Source organism: Verrucomicrobiota bacterium (assembly GCA_021413925.1).
Lineage (GTDB): Bacteria > Verrucomicrobiota > Verrucomicrobiia > Chthoniobacterales > UBA6821 > UBA6821.
This window is the reverse complement of record JAIOPL010000017.1, coordinates 1-16,138: the sequence shown is the minus strand read 5'-3', so window position 1 is coordinate 16,138 and position 16,138 is coordinate 1. Positions and strand designations below refer to the sequence as shown.

18 protein-coding genes and 1 tRNA gene are annotated in these 16,138 nt (G+C 56.2%); 12 read left to right on the top strand and 7 right to left on the bottom strand.

Annotation, left to right across the window (positions count from 1 at the left end):
- From K8R57_08490 to K8R57_08480, 3 genes are all read left to right on the top strand, one after another.
- Positions 1-298, top strand: a 298-nt coding sequence (locus tag K8R57_08490; GenBank protein MCE9588336.1) for a DUF2062 domain-containing protein, incomplete at its 5' end; no start/stop codon positions are given.
- Between the two features lie 100 nt (positions 299-398).
- Positions 399-1,277: an ATP phosphoribosyltransferase gene (gene hisG, locus K8R57_08485; protein ID MCE9588335.1), complete on the top strand. Its 879-nt coding sequence runs from the start codon at positions 399-401 to the stop codon at positions 1,275-1,277.
- Positions 1,278-1,330: 53 nt separating this feature from the next.
- A complete protein-coding gene (locus K8R57_08480; GenBank protein ID MCE9588334.1) occupies positions 1,331-1,435 on the top strand; it encodes an AURKAIP1/COX24 domain-containing protein in 105 nt (34 codons plus the stop codon).
- Between the two features lie 233 nt (positions 1,436-1,668).
- Here K8R57_08480 and purD read toward each other — a convergent pair whose 3' ends face one another.
- On the bottom strand, positions 1,669-2,925 hold the full coding sequence (gene purD, locus K8R57_08475; protein ID MCE9588333.1) for a phosphoribosylamine--glycine ligase: 1,257 nt from the start codon (positions 2,923-2,925) through the stop codon (positions 1,669-1,671).
- 226 nt (positions 2,926-3,151) lie between these two features.
- Positions 3,152-3,745 (bottom strand): hypothetical protein, encoded by a 594-nt coding sequence (locus K8R57_08470; GenBank protein MCE9588332.1) that lies wholly within the window; start codon positions 3,743-3,745, stop codon positions 3,152-3,154.
- Between the two features lie 107 nt (positions 3,746-3,852).
- Between K8R57_08470 and K8R57_08465 the strand changes: the two genes are divergently transcribed.
- Both K8R57_08465 and K8R57_08460 read left to right on the top strand, forming a co-directional pair.
- Entirely contained in the window at positions 3,853-4,704 is an 852-nt protein-coding gene (locus K8R57_08465) for a UDP-2,3-diacylglucosamine diphosphatase (GenBank protein ID MCE9588331.1), read from the top strand.
- Positions 4,705-4,753: 49 nt separating this feature from the next.
- The gene (locus K8R57_08460) at positions 4,754-5,107 is read left to right on the top strand and encodes an aspartate 1-decarboxylase (GenBank protein ID MCE9588330.1); all 354 of its coding nucleotides are present in this window, start codon (positions 4,754-4,756) and stop codon (positions 5,105-5,107) included.
- Positions 5,108-5,364: 257 nt separating this feature from the next.
- On the opposite strand, the gene K8R57_08455 is transcribed toward K8R57_08460, so the two are convergent.
- Positions 5,365-6,609, bottom strand: coding sequence for an MFS transporter (locus tag K8R57_08455; protein MCE9588329.1), 1,245 nt, complete (start codon positions 6,607-6,609; stop codon positions 5,365-5,367).
- 121 nt (positions 6,610-6,730) lie between these two features.
- Here K8R57_08455 and K8R57_08450 point away from each other — a divergent pair, with 121 nt between their 5' ends.
- A complete protein-coding gene (locus K8R57_08450; GenBank protein MCE9588328.1) occupies positions 6,731-8,194 on the top strand; it encodes an NAD-dependent succinate-semialdehyde dehydrogenase in 1,464 nt (487 codons plus the stop codon).
- A 33-nt stretch (positions 8,195-8,227) separates the two neighbouring features.
- Here the strand turns inward: K8R57_08450 and K8R57_08445 are convergent, their stop codons facing one another.
- From K8R57_08445 to K8R57_08435, 3 genes are all read right to left on the bottom strand, one after another.
- The gene (locus tag K8R57_08445; GenBank protein MCE9588327.1) at positions 8,228-8,446 is read right to left on the bottom strand and encodes a hypothetical protein; all 219 of its coding nucleotides are present in this window, start codon (positions 8,444-8,446) and stop codon (positions 8,228-8,230) included.
- Positions 8,447-8,942: 496 nt separating this feature from the next.
- Positions 8,943-9,018 (bottom strand) — tRNA-Thr (locus tag K8R57_08440).
- A 56-nt stretch (positions 9,019-9,074) separates the two neighbouring features.
- The gene (locus tag K8R57_08435; GenBank protein MCE9588326.1) at positions 9,075-9,731 is read right to left on the bottom strand and encodes a nuclear transport factor 2 family protein; all 657 of its coding nucleotides are present in this window, start codon (positions 9,729-9,731) and stop codon (positions 9,075-9,077) included.
- On the opposite strand from K8R57_08435, the gene K8R57_08430 reads away from it, so the two are divergent.
- From K8R57_08430 to K8R57_08405, 6 genes are all read left to right on the top strand, one after another.
- On the top strand, positions 9,730-10,110 hold the full coding sequence (locus K8R57_08430) for a hypothetical protein (GenBank protein MCE9588325.1): 381 nt from the start codon (positions 9,730-9,732) through the stop codon (positions 10,108-10,110). The two genes, K8R57_08435 and K8R57_08430, sit on opposite strands and share 2 nt — an antisense overlap.
- Before the next feature lie 7 nt (positions 10,111-10,117).
- Complete coding sequence (locus tag K8R57_08425) at positions 10,118-11,263, top strand: exo-alpha-sialidase (protein ID MCE9588324.1); 1,146 nt, start codon at positions 10,118-10,120, stop codon at positions 11,261-11,263.
- Positions 11,260-11,859, top strand: coding sequence for a hypothetical protein (locus tag K8R57_08420; protein MCE9588323.1), 600 nt, complete (start codon positions 11,260-11,262; stop codon positions 11,857-11,859). Before K8R57_08425 ends, K8R57_08420 begins: the two co-directional genes overlap by 4 nt.
- A gap of 86 nt (positions 11,860-11,945) precedes the next feature.
- The gene (locus K8R57_08415) at positions 11,946-12,299 is read left to right on the top strand and encodes an STAS domain-containing protein (GenBank protein ID MCE9588322.1); all 354 of its coding nucleotides are present in this window, start codon (positions 11,946-11,948) and stop codon (positions 12,297-12,299) included.
- Positions 12,296-13,201, top strand: a complete 906-nt coding sequence (locus K8R57_08410; GenBank protein MCE9588321.1) for a cation diffusion facilitator family transporter — start codon at positions 12,296-12,298, stop codon at positions 13,199-13,201. Before K8R57_08415 ends, K8R57_08410 begins: the two co-directional genes overlap by 4 nt.
- A gap of 26 nt (positions 13,202-13,227) precedes the next feature.
- The gene (locus tag K8R57_08405) at positions 13,228-14,211 is read left to right on the top strand and encodes a Gfo/Idh/MocA family oxidoreductase (GenBank protein MCE9588320.1); all 984 of its coding nucleotides are present in this window, start codon (positions 13,228-13,230) and stop codon (positions 14,209-14,211) included.
- A gap of 22 nt (positions 14,212-14,233) precedes the next feature.
- Here K8R57_08405 and K8R57_08400 read toward each other — a convergent pair whose 3' ends face one another.
- Positions 14,234-15,886, bottom strand: a complete 1,653-nt coding sequence (locus tag K8R57_08400; GenBank protein ID MCE9588319.1) for a glycosyl transferase family 39 — start codon at positions 15,884-15,886, stop codon at positions 14,234-14,236.
- Positions 15,887-16,138 lie beyond the last annotated feature (252 nt).

Sequence of the window (16,138 nt, the reverse complement as noted above, 5' to 3'; positions counted from 1 at the left end):
CCCCGTCTGGCCACTGATCCTGCGTTATCAGTTTCAGGTAGGCTTTTGGATCCTGAGCCGCCCCCATCATTTTGCCCCGCCGCTCACGAGGCAGGATTTTCATTTTTCCGAAATCCTGCAATGGGACAACTTTGTCGACATTGGCCTACCCCTCGCCGTGGGGGGGGCAGTTTTTGCTACCCCCGTCTCCCTGATCAGCTACTTGGTAGTTCTGCAAATCATGAGGATCAGGGCAGCCCGAAGGAAGAAGCTTGAACAAAAGCCTGGGTTCCCTGACCGCGCCTGGGAGCAGCCTTAGTTGAATTCCTTGAGAGAGCGGTTTCGTTTGGGGCTGCCTATACACCTTTTGGCTTGTTTAGACATAGGCTGAAGGGTCTATAGTCTCGCCCCTTACTCTTATGGCGGATCCTATCCTCACTTTTGGCCTTCCCTCCGGCAGTCTCATGGAAGCAACCCTCTCGCTCTTCAAGCGGGCGGGCTTCTCCATTTCAGGTGCCAGTCGCTCCTATCGTCCCGTTGTGGATGACCCGGAACTCCGCCTTCGCCTCCTGCGCGCTCAGGAGATCAGTCGCTACGTCGAGGGGGGCTTCCTGGATTGCGGCATCACTGGACGCGACTGGGTCGAAGAAAACGGCTCTGATGTCGAGGTGCTCGCCGAGCTCCCTTACAGCAAGGCCACGGCCAACCCGACCCGCTGGGTGATCGCCGTGCCGGAGGATTCCCCTTACAAGTCGGTCAAGGATCTCGAGGGTAAGCGCATCGCCACCGAGGCCGTCGGACTCACCCAGCGCTATCTGGAGAGCAACGGAGTGAAGGCAGCGGTGGAGTTTTCCTGGGGTGCTACCGAGGTGAAGGTGCCCGAACTTGTCGATGCGATCGTCGATATCACCGAGACCGGTTCCTCCCTCCGCGCCAACAAGCTCCGCATCCTCGAGACCATCATCGAGTCGTACCCTGTCTTTGTGGCGGGGAAGGCCGCCTTTGCCGACAAGTGGAAGAGGGAGAAGATGGAGCGCATCGCTCTCCTGCTCGTCGGGGCGCTGACTGCACGTGATAAGGTCGGCCTGAAGATGAACCTTCCTCGGACAAAGTTGCAAAATCTCCTCGACGCGCTACCCGCTCTCCGCAATCCTACCGTTTCGCCTTTGGCCCAAAACGACTGGGTGGCTGTGGAGACTGTCATCGACGAAAAAATCGTTCGGGAGATCATACCGCAACTGAAGTCACTCGGTGCCGAAGGCATCATCGAATACCCTCTGAACAAAGTCGTCTACTAAAGCGACTCAGACCTACAATTCTACGCAAGTAGTCCAGAACCGAACACAGCCCGATGGGATCAATCAAAAAGAAACGCAAAGCCAAGATCGCAAAGCACAAGCGCCGCAAGCGCATGAAGCTGAACCGCCACAAGAAGCGCCTGCGTTATAAGTCCTAGTAAAGCTAGGCCCCTGTTTAGGGCAACGCTTCGCCAGAGAATCGGCGGAGAAAATTTCAAGAGAAGGCTTCCGAAGAATACTTACGGGAGCCTTTTTCGTTTTTCTGGGGAGTCTCCCGCACTGAAACACTCACAGGGATGAAGGGGATAAAAGGGATGAGGAGGTAAAGCCAAGGGCATCTGTATTCTGGGGATCATTTTCATCCCCTTCATCCCTGTGAATTACTCGGGTCTCAGGCCCCGATATCGCGGCGGAGTTGCTTCCCCTCGAAGGCAATCTTGTCGGCAGCCGCATAGGCTTTATGCCGGGCTTCCTCAAGCGAAGCGCCCAGAGCGGTGATGCCTAGGACGCGTCCTCCACTCGTGACAACCTGACCATCTTTCAAGGTGGTGCCGGCATGGAAGACCATGACGTCGGGATCGGCGTTGGCCGCTTCGATGCCTGTGATGACTTTTCCTTTCTCGATCGGTCCGGGATAGCCGCCGGAAGCCAGCACGATACAGACCGCCGCACGCTCGTCCCAGACGGGCTTCACCTTGGATAGCTTCCCCTCGATGGTGGCCTCGATCAGATCGAGGAGATCGCTTTTCAGGCGGCGCATCAGAGACTGTGTTTCCGGATCGCCGAATCGGCAGTTGAACTCCAGCACCTTTGGGCCTGCCGGCGTCATCATCAGTCCGGGGAAGAGCATCCCCTGGAAGGGAAAGTCATCGACCGCAAGCCCTTTCACAAAGGGTTCCAGAACTTCCTGCTTGAGACGCTCCTGCATCGCGGCATCGACGACCCCGGATGGGCTGATCGTTCCCATGCCGCCGGTATTCAGTCCCTGATCTCCCTCGAGGGCTCGCTTGTGATCCTTGGCATCGGGAAAGAGGAGATAGTTTTTCCCATCAATCAGCGCATGGAGCGAACACTCGGGGCCGGTCAGGAATTCCTCGATGACAATGATATTTCCAGCCTCGCCGAAGACCTTCTCAATCATGATCTCCCGGATAGCCGCCTCAGCCTCTTTCTGCGTCTGGGCGATCACCACCCCCTTGCCGAGAGCCAGTCCATCTGCCTTCACAACCAGCGGATACCTTGCGTTGGCGCAATGGGCCAGAGCAGCCTCCGGGTTGGAGAAGGTGGCAGATCCCGCCGTCGGAATCCCGTGGCGGATCATGAATTCCTTGGCAAACGACTTCGAGGATTCGAGTCGGGCGGCTGCTGCCAAGGGCCCAAAGACCCGAAGGCCCTCTTTCTGGAAAAGATCGACGATCCCTGCGGCGAGCGGGTCATCGGGACCGACAACGGTAAGATCCACTTGCTCCGACTTGGCCAGAGCAAGCAGGCCGGGAAGATCGCTCGCCGCGATCGGATGATTGGTGGCGAGTTCCGCCGTCCCTGCATTCCCCGGGGCGCAGATAAGCTCTGTCACACGCGGGCTCTGAGCAAGCTTCCAAAGAAGGGCATGCTCACGGCCACCCGATCCGATCACGAGAATTTTCATCGGGCTAAGATGAATGTAGCCTGCGGCGTCTGTCGAGAGAGAGAAGCGCGAAGGATGAAACCTGAAACCTGAAGAAAACACCGGCGATTCCAGATATCACCACCAGAAGTTTTATCCAAACTGGCTTACGCTACCTTAAGTGAGAAGGATTCTCTTCTACACTTCAGGATTCAGCTTTCAGCTTTCAGGCTTCAGGCTTCAGGCTTCAGGCTTCAGGTTTCAGGTTTCAGCTTTCAGGTTTCTCCCCTTCATATCTCCCCCCCATTCCTGCCAGCGGATGACGTACATCGGGGAGAATGGCGGTGGTGGAAACCTCGATCTCCCTTTCCTGACCGAGCATATTCAGCAGGATCGCCACGCGTTCACGAGCCGGCAGGATCCGGGTGACCAGGGCGCGAACTCCCAGGAATGGTCCCTCGATTACCCTTATCTCCTCTCCCTCCTTGATTTCGCAGGCGATCTCTACGGTCTCGTTGTCAGCCACATGGTGTCGCAGGTCAGTGATGATCGAGTCGACCAGCACGGCTGGCCTATTGCCGAAGGAGAGTGTCTTGGCGACACCGCTGGTCGCGGCGATGCGACGGTACAGCTCCGGATAGATAAAGCGGGCAAAGATGTACCCGGGAAACATTGCCTCACTCACCCAGGCAACGCCGGTTGAGCGGGCCCGCTTGAAGCGAATCTTGGGGCAGAAGACTTCAATCCCCAGCTCTCCACGGAGCAGGCGCGTCGCCACAGCTTCCTGCTTGGGTCTGGTTTTTACGCAGTACCAAAGCAACTCCTGAGAGAATTGGGGAGCGGATGTTTCTGGGGCCGACATTCCGCCATCCTGCCATGATTGATCACATCCCGCAATGCACTCGCAATTGTGGCGAAATCGTGACATAGTGACCCTTGGAGAAAGGGTAGTTAAGTTTTACACAACCTATTGTGTCTGAAGCAGAACTCTACCACTACAGGAGTGTTTGGATCTCCGATGTCCATCTGGGCACCCGCGGATCCCAGGCGACGGCATTGCTGGGGTTTCTCCGCACGTTTGAGTGCGACACCCTGTATGTCGTGGGCGACCTGATCGATATCTGGGCGATGAAGCGCGGTGTCTACTGGACACAGGAGCACAGTGACGTGATCCAGAAAATCCTGCGCAAAGGTCGCAAGGGTTCTAAGATCATCTACATCCCGGGCAATCATGATGAACGGATCGCCGATTTCACGGGTGATTATGCCAATGTCCACATCCAGTCGCGTGCCTTTCACACGACGGTCGATGGCAGGAAGCTTCTCGTGGCACATGGCCATGAGCTCGACACCGTTGTCCAGAATCTCGGATGGCTGGCCCATGTGGGTGATATCGGCTATACCCTGCTCTTACAACTCAACGGCCCGGTGAATTTTTTCAGAAGGCTGCTTGGCCGGGGGCACTGGTCGCTCAGCGCCTACGTGAAGAGCAGCGTGAAGAACGTGGTGAACTTTATCGGTGGTTTCGAGGAGTCAATGGTGCGCTTCGCCTCCGACGCTGAGGCCGACGGGATCATCTGCGGTCATATCCACACGGCCGCGATGCGCAAGATCAAGGAACTCGATTACTACAACACCGGGGACTGGGTGGAGAGCCGCACGGCGCTTGTGGAAGAGGATGATGGCAAGCTCAAGCTGCTCAAGTTCTCCTCCTCCGGGGAGGTGATCCAGACGCTTGCTGTCTGCGGAGCCACGGAAGGGATCGTGGTGAATAAAGAGCCTTTCATTACCGATTTCCCAAGCGAACCGCTTGCGGTCTGAAAAAAACTGGCGGGACTCCCCGTCACAGCTTATTTAGAGAGGCTGTTCGATGACCATCTGCCTCCTTAAATCCAAGATCCACCGCGCCGCAGTCACGGGCGCCTCCATCGACTACGAGGGAAGCCTGACCATCGCCTCCGATCTGGCGGAACGTGTCGGCCTGCTACCCTACGAGAAGATCCTGGTTGGGAATATGGGGAACGGGGAGCGCTTCGAGACCTATGTGATCTATGGCCCTCATGGATCTGGAGCAATCGAGCTCAATGGAGCCACTGCCCATCTCGGCAAGATAGGCGACCGGCTCACCATCATGTCTTATGCATGGCTCTCCGGGCAGGAGGTTGCCCGTCATAAGCCCTCAGTGATCCTGCTCGACGAGAAGAACGCGATTATCAGGGCCTAGGTGCTAGGCATTAGGAAATTCCCTAGTGCTGTTTCGGATTGATTGGACGTATGGACAAAGGAAGAAATATCGCGCAGAGGCGTAGAGTTTTTGTGTCTCATGGCAACGTATCTTTGGAGACATCGGTGACAGTCTTCGGCCCCAATCCTTTGTCTTTTCCTCCGCGCCTCCGCGCCTCTGCGCCCCTGCGCGAGTCCTTGTATTTATCGCCGGTCAAAATGAGCACTCAAAGAACAACAGATTAATTAGATGATGCTCTAAGCTCTAGCCTCAACCGGTGCTGGTTTTGTGAGGGGAAACCAAGGGATCAAGAGTATCCCGCAAGCGCAGAGTATCCCGCATAGCGGAATCGCGAAGCCAATGCCCATGCGATCAGCCACCCAGCCTGCAATCCAACTGCCGATGGCAAGCGATCCCTGGAAGGTTATGAGATAGAAAGAGATCGTTCGGCCCCGTACCCAATCCGGCGAGCAGAGCTGCACGGAGACATTGTGATTTACTGCGACGACGATCCAGAAGAGGCCGCCGCCGAACATCGCCAAGGCGACAAGCGTAGGGCTTCTACCCAGGCCAACGACGACCACGCAGGCCGAAAAAAATACCAGACAGGCACCTACCATCGTATCGATCGGAAAGCGCCGCCTCATCACCGGGATAAAGATGGCCCCGAGGACCGATCCCACACCGAAGGCACTCAGGAGAATTCCGTAACCTGTGGCGCCGGTTCCCAAATGGTCGCGTGCCACGACGGGGAGCAGTGCCAGGACTCCCGATCCCGTCAGCATGAAGAAGAAGGTACGAAGCAGAATGCCCCTGATAAGCGGTGTTTCTTTCAGGAATTTCCAGCCCTCTCCCAGGGAGAGGAGTACAGCGCGAGGGGTTGCCTTTCCTTTTGATTGAGGAACGAGATGAGAGGGAACGCGCCAGAGCCCTGCCAGCACGGCCAAAAAAGAGAAGGCATTGATGGCAAAGACCCAAGCCGCTCCCAAGGCACCCACAAGGAACCCTCCCAGCGCCGGACCGATCGATCGGGCGAGATTGAAGCTGATGCTGTTCAGCGAGACGGCGGCGGCGACCTTGTCCCGTGCTACCAGATCCTGCAGCAGGGTCTGCCATCCCGGCAGATGGATCGCCGAACCCATGCCCAGCAGGAACAGTAGCAGCAGAAGTTGCAGTGGATGCAAATGACCATTCCAAGTCATCACCGCCATCAGCCCTGCCGTGGTCATCATCCAAAGCTGGGCTCCGACCAGCAGCCTGCGCCGGTTGACAAGATCGGTCAGCACTCCGCCGGCCAACCCAAGCAGAAAGGCTGGAAGGCTAGCCGCCGTCTGGACCAGACCGATCAGGAGAGGGGAGGTCGTCAGTGTCGTCATGAGCCATGCGGCTGCGGCGGCATGCATGAGTGTCCCCAGATTGGAGAGGAAGTTGGCGATCCAGAGATCGCGGAACTCAGGCTGGCGAAGGGGGGCGATGCCGGGACCGAAAAGCTTCTCGCTCATCGGAAGATGAAAAGTCCCGGATGCCTCATAGTGATATGGAAGGCATCCTCCCATGGAAGCCCTGTTTCGGGCGAGCGGGATCAGCTCGCCCCAGCGGGAGCAGGAAGATTAATCTCTATCCATGAAACCATCGCTCAAGGACTTGTCTCTTCTTAAGAATCAGGCATATGCGTCTGGATATTGGTGTGACGCGCGGAGCGGCAGAGTGCTGGAGGTGAGAGATCCCGCAGATGGGCAGATTCTCGGAAGCGTTCCCTCGCTTTGCGCGGAGGAGGTTAAGGAAGCAATTTTGGCAGCGCAAAGCGCTATGGCACTCTGGAAAAAAGAACTAGCAAGCATTCGCTCGAAAATTCTCAGGCGATGGTTCGATTTGATCACAGAACACACAAACGATCTCGCTGCGATTCTAACAGCTGAACAGGGTAAACCTCTTGCGGAGGCACGCGGGGAGATTGCTTATGCAGGCTCTTTTGTAGAATGGTTTGCCTCAGAGGCAAACCGGTTGGACGGAGAAATCATTCCAGCGCCTTCTGCCGATAGACGGATCCTGGTGCTCAAAGAGCCGGTTGGTGTCTGTGCCGCGATCACGCCATGGAATTTCCCTTCCGCCATGGTGACGCGCAAGGTCGCTCCAGCCCTTGCCGCCGGATGTGCTATTCTCGTAAAACCTGCCTCCCGAACACCCCTCTCTGCGCTGGCACTTGCTGCCCTAGCCCTCCGGGCCGGCCTTCCTGCGGGCCTCTTTTCCGTCCTCACAGGGGAAGCCTCTATCATCGGGTCAGCCTTCACCGCGAGTCCGGCAGTTCGCAAGCTCAGCTTCACCGGGTCGACGGAAATAGGAAAATCGTTGATCCGCGACTGCGCCGGAACGGTGAAGCGCGTCACGATGGAACTTGGGGGAAACGCCCCCTTTATTGTTTTCGATGATGCCGACCTTGAGGCTGCAGTCGAGGGAGTCATCATCTCTAAATTCCGGGGAAGCGGTCAGACCTGCATCTGCGCCAATCGGATCCTTGTAGATGCGCGCGTTGAGGAACGCTTTACGGAACTTCTTGCAACAGCCATCAGGAAGCTCACCGTCGGCCCAGGAACCAAGGAGGGAGTGATGCAGGGACCGCTGATTGACCGCTCTGCCGTGGAGCATATCAAGCGACTCATTGATGATGCCGTCACAAAGGGTGGCAGGGTGCTGGTTGGCGGCAAGCCCCATGCTCTGGGCGGCACCTTCTTCGAGCCAACGTTGCTGACGGGATGTACTCTCGCCATGCAGATTGCCAACAGCGAGATCTTTGGACCGATTGCCCCGATCTTTAGCTTCGAGAACGAAGCGGAAGCAATCACACTTGCCAATGCCACTGAGTACGGACTGGCGGCATACTTCTACAGCCGTGATCTCGCAAGGGTCTGGCGCGTTGCTGAAGCATTGGAGTGCGGCATGGTCGGTGTGAATACCGGGATTATTTCCAACGCCGCCGCACCCTTTGGTGGCATCAAGGAATCCGGCTATGGACGGGAAGGATCACGCCACGGCATCAATGACTATCTGGCTTTGAAATACCTCTGTATTGCGGGGCTTGGTTCCTGAGCAACGTTAGCGCCTCGGAGCCGACGTTTCGAATCAGACACCTTTACTGCCGGTGCGTTTTGCATCCGATGCTAACGCCGAGACCTTCACGGTTTCGGCAGCTGTTCTCGCCCTCATTGCGGTCGCTTCGTTGTGATGTTTGCTAAGTCCATTCCGGGTCAGATCGCGATCCTGCCGTGAGGTATGAACCCGGTTTTTCATGGCTGCCTCGCTCTTGATCCGGGTGTTTGATTTGTGGGATGTGGTGCTCATAGGTTCTGAATCAAGCATCCGCCCGATCCACTTCCAATCAAGGCTAGCACTCTAAGCAAAGGGCTTATTCGGGCCGTCCAATCTCCCTCTCCATCAACAATAAGTTGATGGAGCCGGCAATACGTGCCCCTGGGAAGGGGCCGGATAGACTGTGCGCTGCACAGCCCGCAGGGCGAGCCGAGCGGGTGCGAGCGAGTCAATCGGATTATCCCTCCCTATGGGAGGGCTCTGGATTAAGGCTTCGCAAAATAGAAATGCCGCTGATCGCGGCATGCCAATACCGGGCCGTGGGTACGGCCGGGATAGCCTGCACAAGGTGCAGCCCGGAGGTGCGCTACTTGCGGGCGCAAGAGCGGCAATCGAACTGAAGTTTTGAACTCGGGCATGCCCATGCCGTTCGCCATTCGCTTTCGCTCAGGCTGTTCTTTCAGAACAGTCCAATCTCCTCCCGCCAGTCGGAGATTTCATCCGCTCCTCTCCATCAACAATAAGTTGATGGAGCCGGCTGTCGGATTCGAACCGACGACCGCCTGATTACAAATCAGGTGCTCTACCAACTGAGCTAAGCCGGCAACTAGCGCCTAAAGGTGTCATGAAGACGCTTGCAGGGCAAGCATTGGCGCTTCACTTAAATCTTCGACTGGATCCAGCGGATCACCGAGCCCAAGACTGGAACATGATCCCAAACTCCCTGGGCGGAATCCCAGAAGTCCTGATGGATCAGTACCCTTCCTTGCGGATCGAATCGCACTAGTGTGACCCCGATCGTCCGGACGGTCTTCCCCTTGGCGAGATGCTTCATCCTGGTATCCATGGTCCAGCGGAAGTAGTAGTTATGACCAGAGACGGCGACATCGTCGAAGACGACGGTCATGCTCTCAAGCCCTTGGGCCGTCTTGATGAAATAATCCCGGATCGCTGGGGAACCATGGATCGTCTTCAGGGTGTCGTTCAGATAGGCATCGGGCGCATAGACCTTTTCGGTTTCATGCCGGGCGGTTCGTTCGTCCAGATGGCCGAGGAAAATTTCGAAACGGGAGATGGCTTCCTGCTCGGCGGCACTTCCGCGGGGTGGACCCTGTACGGTGGATGTGGATGCCATGGCCTCCTGGAAGGATGATACGGACGAGGAGACCGGATTCGCCGGCGCGGTAGCCCAGGGCATGAGTGATAGCACAAGTACTAGAAAGGAGAGTCTCATGCGCCCAAGGTTCCCCGCTTCGTCCGCCGCGTCAACCTTCTCGAACTTGTCTTCAGGCGAAGTTATCGCGATAAAGGAAGTCATGGGACGCAATGAGCAGAGTTTTCTGATGGAGATCGCAGGCCCGAAAATCGAGGTTCCCGATCTGCTGAAGTTCGAAACGGCGCGCAACCACAGTCTCTCCAACACGATCATGAGTCGATTGAAGGACTTGGAGCGCGAGTACAACGAGTTGGTCGCTCTCCAGAAATGGAATCAGTTTGTCGAGGAGTTCAAGATCAACACACAGGTCCGTCTGAATCAGAATTATTATCTCTACGAGTCGGGAGACCGTAAATTTCTCTCACTGCTAAGCCCCGAGGAACTTGGATCTTCGTACACATTCCACGGAAAGACCCGGCTGCACAGCGAGGGATTCTTCGTGAAGGTCGAGGAAGAGAAGTCTGTGGCCAAGCCGGCCTGAAGTCTGGATGAGCATTCCGGCTCGACTGCTGCTGGTTCTTGTCGCGGGGTTGCTCTGCTGGGGAGTGATAAGGAACGTCTCGCCCCTGAAAACCGGGGGATTCGTCACGGAGCAGGCCGTCCGAATTAATGAAAAGCCCTTTTTTGAGAAGCAGTTGATCAATCCGGAGCAGGGATTGCCGATGGTGCATGTGGCATCCTTGGCCCAGATGTCCGAAGGGATCAGGGCCGTTGTCTGGTATGGCGGCACTGCGGAGTGTCAGCCCGATGTGAAGATCTACTTCTCACAGCAGGAACCGAGCGCTGCATGGACGGCTCCACGCGTCATCATGACGAGGGAGCGGGCTGAACAGGATTTGCGCCGGCCCGTAAAGGCGCTCGGCAATGCCCTTCTGCTTGCGAACACGGATGGATCGCTCCGGCTGCTCTTCGTGACTATCGCCATGGGCAAATGGTCGGGAAGCCAGCTCAATAGCTGCCTCTCCAAGGATGGCGGACTCACCTGGTCACGTGCAGAAAGGCTGACACTGAGCCCCTTCTTTAATTTCTCCGAACTCGTCCGCAATCGCGCGATTGCGCAGCAGGGGAGCGGATGGTGCGTTCCGATCTATCAGGAGTTCCTTGGGAAGTTTCCCGAGCTGCTCTGGCTCGGAGAACGTCATGGCAGGCTGACCTACCGGAAAACACGGATTACAGGAGGCTGCTCGACCTTCCAGCCATCCTTGATCCCGGTCAGCGAAGAATATGCCGAGGTGCTTCTGCGTGACTACACAAGTGCCCGGAAGATCCATTTCAGCAGTTCGTATGACGGAGGCCGCGACTGGCCTTTCGTGACCGCTACCGAACTTCCCAATCCTGATGCGGGGATTTCCGGGCTGCAGCTTTCCGATGGGAGGCTTTTGGTGGCCTTCAATGACTCGGCGAAGGATCGCTCCAATCTCACGCTGGCGATCGCTTCCAAGGATCGGACAACGTGGCGGAGGATCGTCGCGCTAGAGAATGAGCCGGACGCGAACTTCTCCTATCCGTTTCTCATACGCTCTTCCGACGGGATGATCCGTATGGCCTACACCCGCAGGGGAAAGGCGATCGCCCTGACCAGCTTCAACGAGGCGTGGATTCGCAAGCAGGAGGCAACGAGCATCACGCCATGAGCCAGCAAGTGATCCATCTCCTCTACGGAGCCCTTGCTCCTTGGCTGGCGCTCTCGCTGCTGGTCCTCGGGCGGAATCCCCACCTCTCCCGCACCAGGATCACAGGCTCCCTCCTGCTGGCCTTCTTCCTGCTCCGTATTCCTGTTCAGGGGTGGTCTTCCTTCTCATGGATCCGGGTGCTTGAATCGAATCCCAGCTTCACTCTCACAGGCCTGCTGGTAGTTGCTCTCTTGCAGAGGGTCAGCGGAAAAAAGATTTTCCGGTCCATTGATTGGAATGCCGCTTGGGCTTTCGGGGCGTTGGCGGCTCTCCTCCTCTACCCAATGGGATTAGGGCTGAGCTCCGATGATCCCTACAGCTGGGGGTGGGGTATCTGGATTCCTGTCCTGATAGCCGTGGCTGCGGTGATTCTGCTCCTGCTTGGCAACCGCTTCGGGATCATCCTGATCCTGTCTCAGCTGGGATCATTACTGCATCTTCAGGAGTCAGCTAATCTCTGGGATGCGCTGATCGATCCATTCTACGGAGGCATCTCGCTGATGGTCGTGATGCGAATGGTTATTCGAAGTTTCAGGAAACGTGGTCCAAGCGTCTAAGCTTTTAAGGTGCCTGCTTTGCCTGCCCTGAATGCGTGCATTAGCTTTTGTGTTTCCGCATTTCACATGACAGGGTTGTAGTACGAATGAGCAAGCGCCCGGATTTCGACATCACCCATTCTCAGGATGAGGGATTACACATCCTTCATCTATCCGGTCGTCTCGACACCGTGACGTCACCCGCCGCAGAGACGCAAATAATCGAGGTGATCGAGAAGGGTGACACCTTCATCATGAACCTCAGAGATCTGGTATATATTAGTAGCGCCGGTCTACGTCTGATACTTGTCTTCATGAAACGGACCAAAAAAAAGAATGCCCGCATGATTTTCTGCGCCCCCGGGGAGCATGTCCTGAAGGTTTTCGAGGTGAGTAATTTCCTGGAGTTCCTCGAGATTACGGAAAGCATCGAAGAAGCCGTTCTAAAATTACGCACGTGACAACTCTTGGGTTGTCAGACGGAGCTTCGAAGGAAAAGGCCCTTCGTGGACTCTTTATTGCCGGATTGATCGATGTATGCCTGACTACGACCGCATTCCTGTTGTCGAACTCCAGCATCCTGTTGGCGGATTTTCTCAAGACAGGTATCGAGTTCATTGCCATCACCCTTTCTTGGGTGGCGATCAGGCGCATCAATCGTGGTGGAGGAAAAACCTACGAGTACGGCCTTGGTAAACTCGAGAATATCTCGAGCCTCTTCGTGGCGCTTGTGATGCTTCTCTCCTTCCTCATCATCACCGCGAACGCTGTCCGCAACATTATCACGCCGGGTCATATTGCAGGAATCGGTCTCTGGGTGAGCATAGGGTCGCAGATCGTTTACTCGGGAATTAACGGGTCGCTTTATTTCAGGACCCATCGACTTTCGCAGGAGTCCCCGTCGCCCCTTATGGATTCTCAGACGAGGCTGTTTATGACCCGTTTCATCGGGAATGTTTTCATTCTGATTTCCCTCGGTCTGAGCATGGCATTTGCCGGACAGAAGTGGGCCTCCTATATCGATCCCGCTGCCTCTCTTGTGATAGCACTCTCGGTCCTTTCTGCGACACTCGGCATTTTTTCCAGCTCAGTATACGATCTTCTCGACCGGACACTAGAGGAGGAGCGTCAGATCATGATCCTTGCCGAGTTGGCCAGGCATTTCAACGACTTCGAGGAACTTCACGGCATCCGCTCCCGAAGATCAGGTTCCGAGGTTTATGTGGAAATCTTTCTGGAGTTTGACCCCGAGAAGAGAGTTTCCCAAGTTCAGGAAGCCATCGACAGGCTACGACATAGCATTGAAGAAAAGATTCAAGGCAGCCGCGTCATCATCGCGATGACTACGGAAGCGATTAACTAAGACGCATTCCAAGATTTCTAAAGGTTATGAATAAAAAACTTCGCTGGGGCATTCTCGGTACTGGAGGGATCGCCAACGCCTTTGCCAAAGATTTGCTCGCAACCGGACACTCCGTGACGGCAGTAGGGTCGCGAACCCTGGAGTCGGCCCGGGCTTTTGCATCCACCTATGGCATCGGAGGAGCCTTCGGCTCCTCCGAGGAGCTTGTTGCATTCGAGGGGATTGATGCGGTCTATGTGTCCACACCACATCCGTTCCATGCGGCTAATGCACGTTTGGCTTTGGATGCAGGCAAGCATGCGTTGGTCGAAAAACCATTCACCCTGAATGCATCAGAGGCACGGGCTGTTGTGGACTTGGCCGAACGGAGAGGGCTGGTCGTGCTCGAGGCGATGTGGACCCGCTGGCTTCCCCACATGGTTCGCCTTCGTGAAATCATACGGTCTGGGGTAATCGGCGAAGTGTATACCCTGATCGCGGATATGAACCACTGCCTGCCTGATGATCCGAATCACCGAATCAATAATCCGGAGCTTGGGGGTGGGGCACTCTTAGATCTCGGCATCTATCCGATCTCCTTCGCATGGGATCTCTTTGGTCAACCCTCACGGATCCTTGCGAATGCAACGTACACGCAGACTGGCGTTGATCAGTCGACTAGCGTCATCCTGAGTTATGAGGGCGGGCGCTCCGCGGTGACTCACTCCGCCAGCAATATTCGCGGATCCAACACGGCTGTCGTGATAGGAAGCAAGGGCCGGATCGCAATCGACCCGGTATGGTACACGGCCACGAGCTTCACAGTGTTTGGAAATGATGACAGGGTCTTTGAACGGTTTGAATATCCTTTATCAACGAGGGGGATGGAATATCAGGTGATGGAACTCGAGAGTCTGGTGGCTCAAGGGAAAACATCGGGAACCATCCTTCCCGTTCAGGAGAGCGTGAAAATTATGGAATGTCTGGACGAAGTGCGTCGTCAGATAGGACTGAAGTATCCTGGAGAATAGGCTCACGCCGCTCTTCGAATGTCTAGTTCTGCTGGACCAGCCAGTCCCAGTGGAAGAGATGATGGGTGACGTTTCCCAGCAGAATATCCCGGGTTTCCTGGGCGTTGAAGCGGTCGATCATGTTGAGCCTCTTGCCCAGGATGATGGCCTGCGGAGGAGGCTGATCCAAAGGCAGGCTGACCACGACGAACTGCGCGTTGAGAGGCATATGCCAATTGTCATAAGGCTTCACTATTGCGCCGGGCAGGAGGAATCCGTAGCTCTCCTCGCGGGCATTGAAGTTGGAAGGAACGGAGACTTCGCAGCCGATCACGGACTCGATACCCTCTCCCTTGAAGAGACCCGGCCCATGATCTAGCGGTATCAGGAAGAGATAATAGCCGAGATAGACTAGCAGCACTGAGGCAGGCAAGAGCGGTCGGGTGAGTTCTTTGCGAGAGAGTGCCAATCCCACGACAAGCAACGAGACCGCCAGAGGGAACAGTAGCCAAAGGGGGTAGAGGGACATTCCGGCCGCATGCTGAAGCAACAGCGCAAGTCCTGGCAGGCCGAGTAGGATGATCCCCGATACGGCGATCGTTACGTTGCAGACCCAGCGTGGAAGGTGACCCAGGCGGATCGCCATCAGGAGTGCGAGGGCCGGCATGGCAGGCAGGAGGTAGCGCTCGTCCCGTTGGTTCGGAATGCAGAAGAAGGCGGCCAGTACGAGCATCCAGATCCAGAGGAAGATTTCGAGCTGGCCAAGGTGGTGACGGCGCTCCCAGGCGTCCCAAACGACAGCCACCGTGAGGAGTCCCAGCAAACCCGCATTCAGCGGATAGGAAACGACGATGCGCCAGAGGCTGGACTGTCCCCAAATCAGATTGAGGAAGTAGTTTTCGTTCCCCGTATTAAACTTCCCGACATTCTCGCGCAGTACGAAATCCTTCAACACAAGGATAGGATGAGGATCGAGCCAGAACCAGATTCCGAAGAGCAGCAGGGCAGCCATGACCATCATGGCGATCCTCCAGAGATCCTGGATCAGGAAAGGGCGTAGCCTCCATCCCCGTGCCCGCAGTTGCCAGAGGGCCATGGTCAGGGCGACCGGAATTACCAAGGCAAAGGATTTGTAGAGCAAGCCGACGCCGATCATTCCGCCCCAGATCCAGGGCCAGAGCATTCCGGCCGGGAACCGGGGCTCTCGGTGCAGCAGGAGTAGCGCGAGAGGAGCAAAGAGCCAGAATGTCTCCGGTGCACTGGTGAGGAACACCCGCCCATAGCGGTAGGTGCTGAAGAAGCCGAGAAAGAGAAGGGCTGCGGTGAGACCGAGCGTAATGCTGCGCGTGCGCTTCCACCCGATGAGGATCAGAAGTCCGGCTGTCAGTAACGTGTAGAGGACATTCGGGGCCCGTAGAAGCGCGAGCGACCAGTGCTCGCCCCAGCCCGTGGAGACGATCCCCTGCCAGAAAAGGAGGGGTGGTTTGGTGTTGCGCAAACGCTGGTCAAGTGACTGGAGCGGAAGTAATTGTCCAGCCGCCGCCGTCAGTTTGGAAATCTGTGCATAGAGCAGCTCATCCCCGTTGGTCGCCAGATGATCACTCCCGAGCCCCGCGCAGTAGACAAAAACGGCAAGCAGGAGTGACGCCCAGCCGATGAGCAGTGAGCGGCGGTGTGCTACGGCGTGCGTGGACATAGGAATGAAGTAAGGATGAAACCGGAAACCTGAAACCTGAAGTTAATAAAATTCAGAATGGGTCTTTTGGAATGAGTGTGAACTTGGGTTCATACGGCGCCTGACCCGTGCCCTAGGGAAACGCTGATTTAATCGGGGCGCCCTGCGAAGTGATGCTATGCAGGATAGGAGGGTTGGGATAGAATGAGGGAATGAACAACCAGCTGAGTTTTTCTGCGAGCGAATATGCCGGGAAGAAGAAGGCAACGCGAA

What these genes read in the sequence shown, in the direction of transcription:
- K8R57_08470 (MCE9588332.1), bottom strand. Translation starts at nt 3,745, where the DNA reads ATGTCGGCCCCAGAAACATCCGCTCCCCAATTCTCTCAGGAGTTGCTT.
- K8R57_08445 (MCE9588327.1), bottom strand. Translation starts at nt 8,446, where the DNA reads ATGAGCACCACATCCCACAAATCAAACACCCGGATCAAGAGCGAGGCA.
- K8R57_08420 (MCE9588323.1), top strand. Translation starts at nt 11,260, where the DNA reads ATGAGCCAGCAAGTGATCCATCTCCTCTACGGAGCCCTTGCTCCTTGG.
- K8R57_08415 (MCE9588322.1), top strand. Translation starts at nt 11,946, where the DNA reads ATGAGCAAGCGCCCGGATTTCGACATCACCCATTCTCAGGATGAGGGA.
- K8R57_08460 (MCE9588330.1), top strand. Translation starts at nt 4,754, where the DNA reads ATGACCATCTGCCTCCTTAAATCCAAGATCCACCGCGCCGCAGTCACG.
- K8R57_08450 (MCE9588328.1), top strand. Translation starts at nt 6,731, where the DNA reads ATGAAACCATCGCTCAAGGACTTGTCTCTTCTTAAGAATCAGGCATAT.
- K8R57_08405 (MCE9588320.1), top strand. Translation starts at nt 13,228, where the DNA reads ATGAATAAAAAACTTCGCTGGGGCATTCTCGGTACTGGAGGGATCGCC.
- K8R57_08425 (MCE9588324.1), top strand. Translation starts at nt 10,118, where the DNA reads ATGAGCATTCCGGCTCGACTGCTGCTGGTTCTTGTCGCGGGGTTGCTC.
- K8R57_08400 (MCE9588319.1), bottom strand. Translation starts at nt 15,886, where the DNA reads ATGTCCACGCACGCCGTAGCACACCGCCGCTCACTGCTCATCGGCTGG.
- K8R57_08455 (MCE9588329.1), bottom strand. Translation starts at nt 6,609, where the DNA reads ATGAGCGAGAAGCTTTTCGGTCCCGGCATCGCCCCCCTTCGCCAGCCT.
- K8R57_08430 (MCE9588325.1), top strand. Translation starts at nt 9,730, where the DNA reads ATGGGACGCAATGAGCAGAGTTTTCTGATGGAGATCGCAGGCCCGAAA.
- K8R57_08480 (MCE9588334.1), top strand. Translation starts at nt 1,331, where the DNA reads ATGGGATCAATCAAAAAGAAACGCAAAGCCAAGATCGCAAAGCACAAG.
- K8R57_08435 (MCE9588326.1), bottom strand. Translation starts at nt 9,731, where the DNA reads ATGACTTCCTTTATCGCGATAACTTCGCCTGAAGACAAGTTCGAGAAG.
- purD (MCE9588333.1), bottom strand. Translation starts at nt 2,925, where the DNA reads ATGAAAATTCTCGTGATCGGATCGGGTGGCCGTGAGCATGCCCTTCTT.
- hisG (MCE9588335.1), top strand. Translation starts at nt 399, where the DNA reads ATGGCGGATCCTATCCTCACTTTTGGCCTTCCCTCCGGCAGTCTCATG.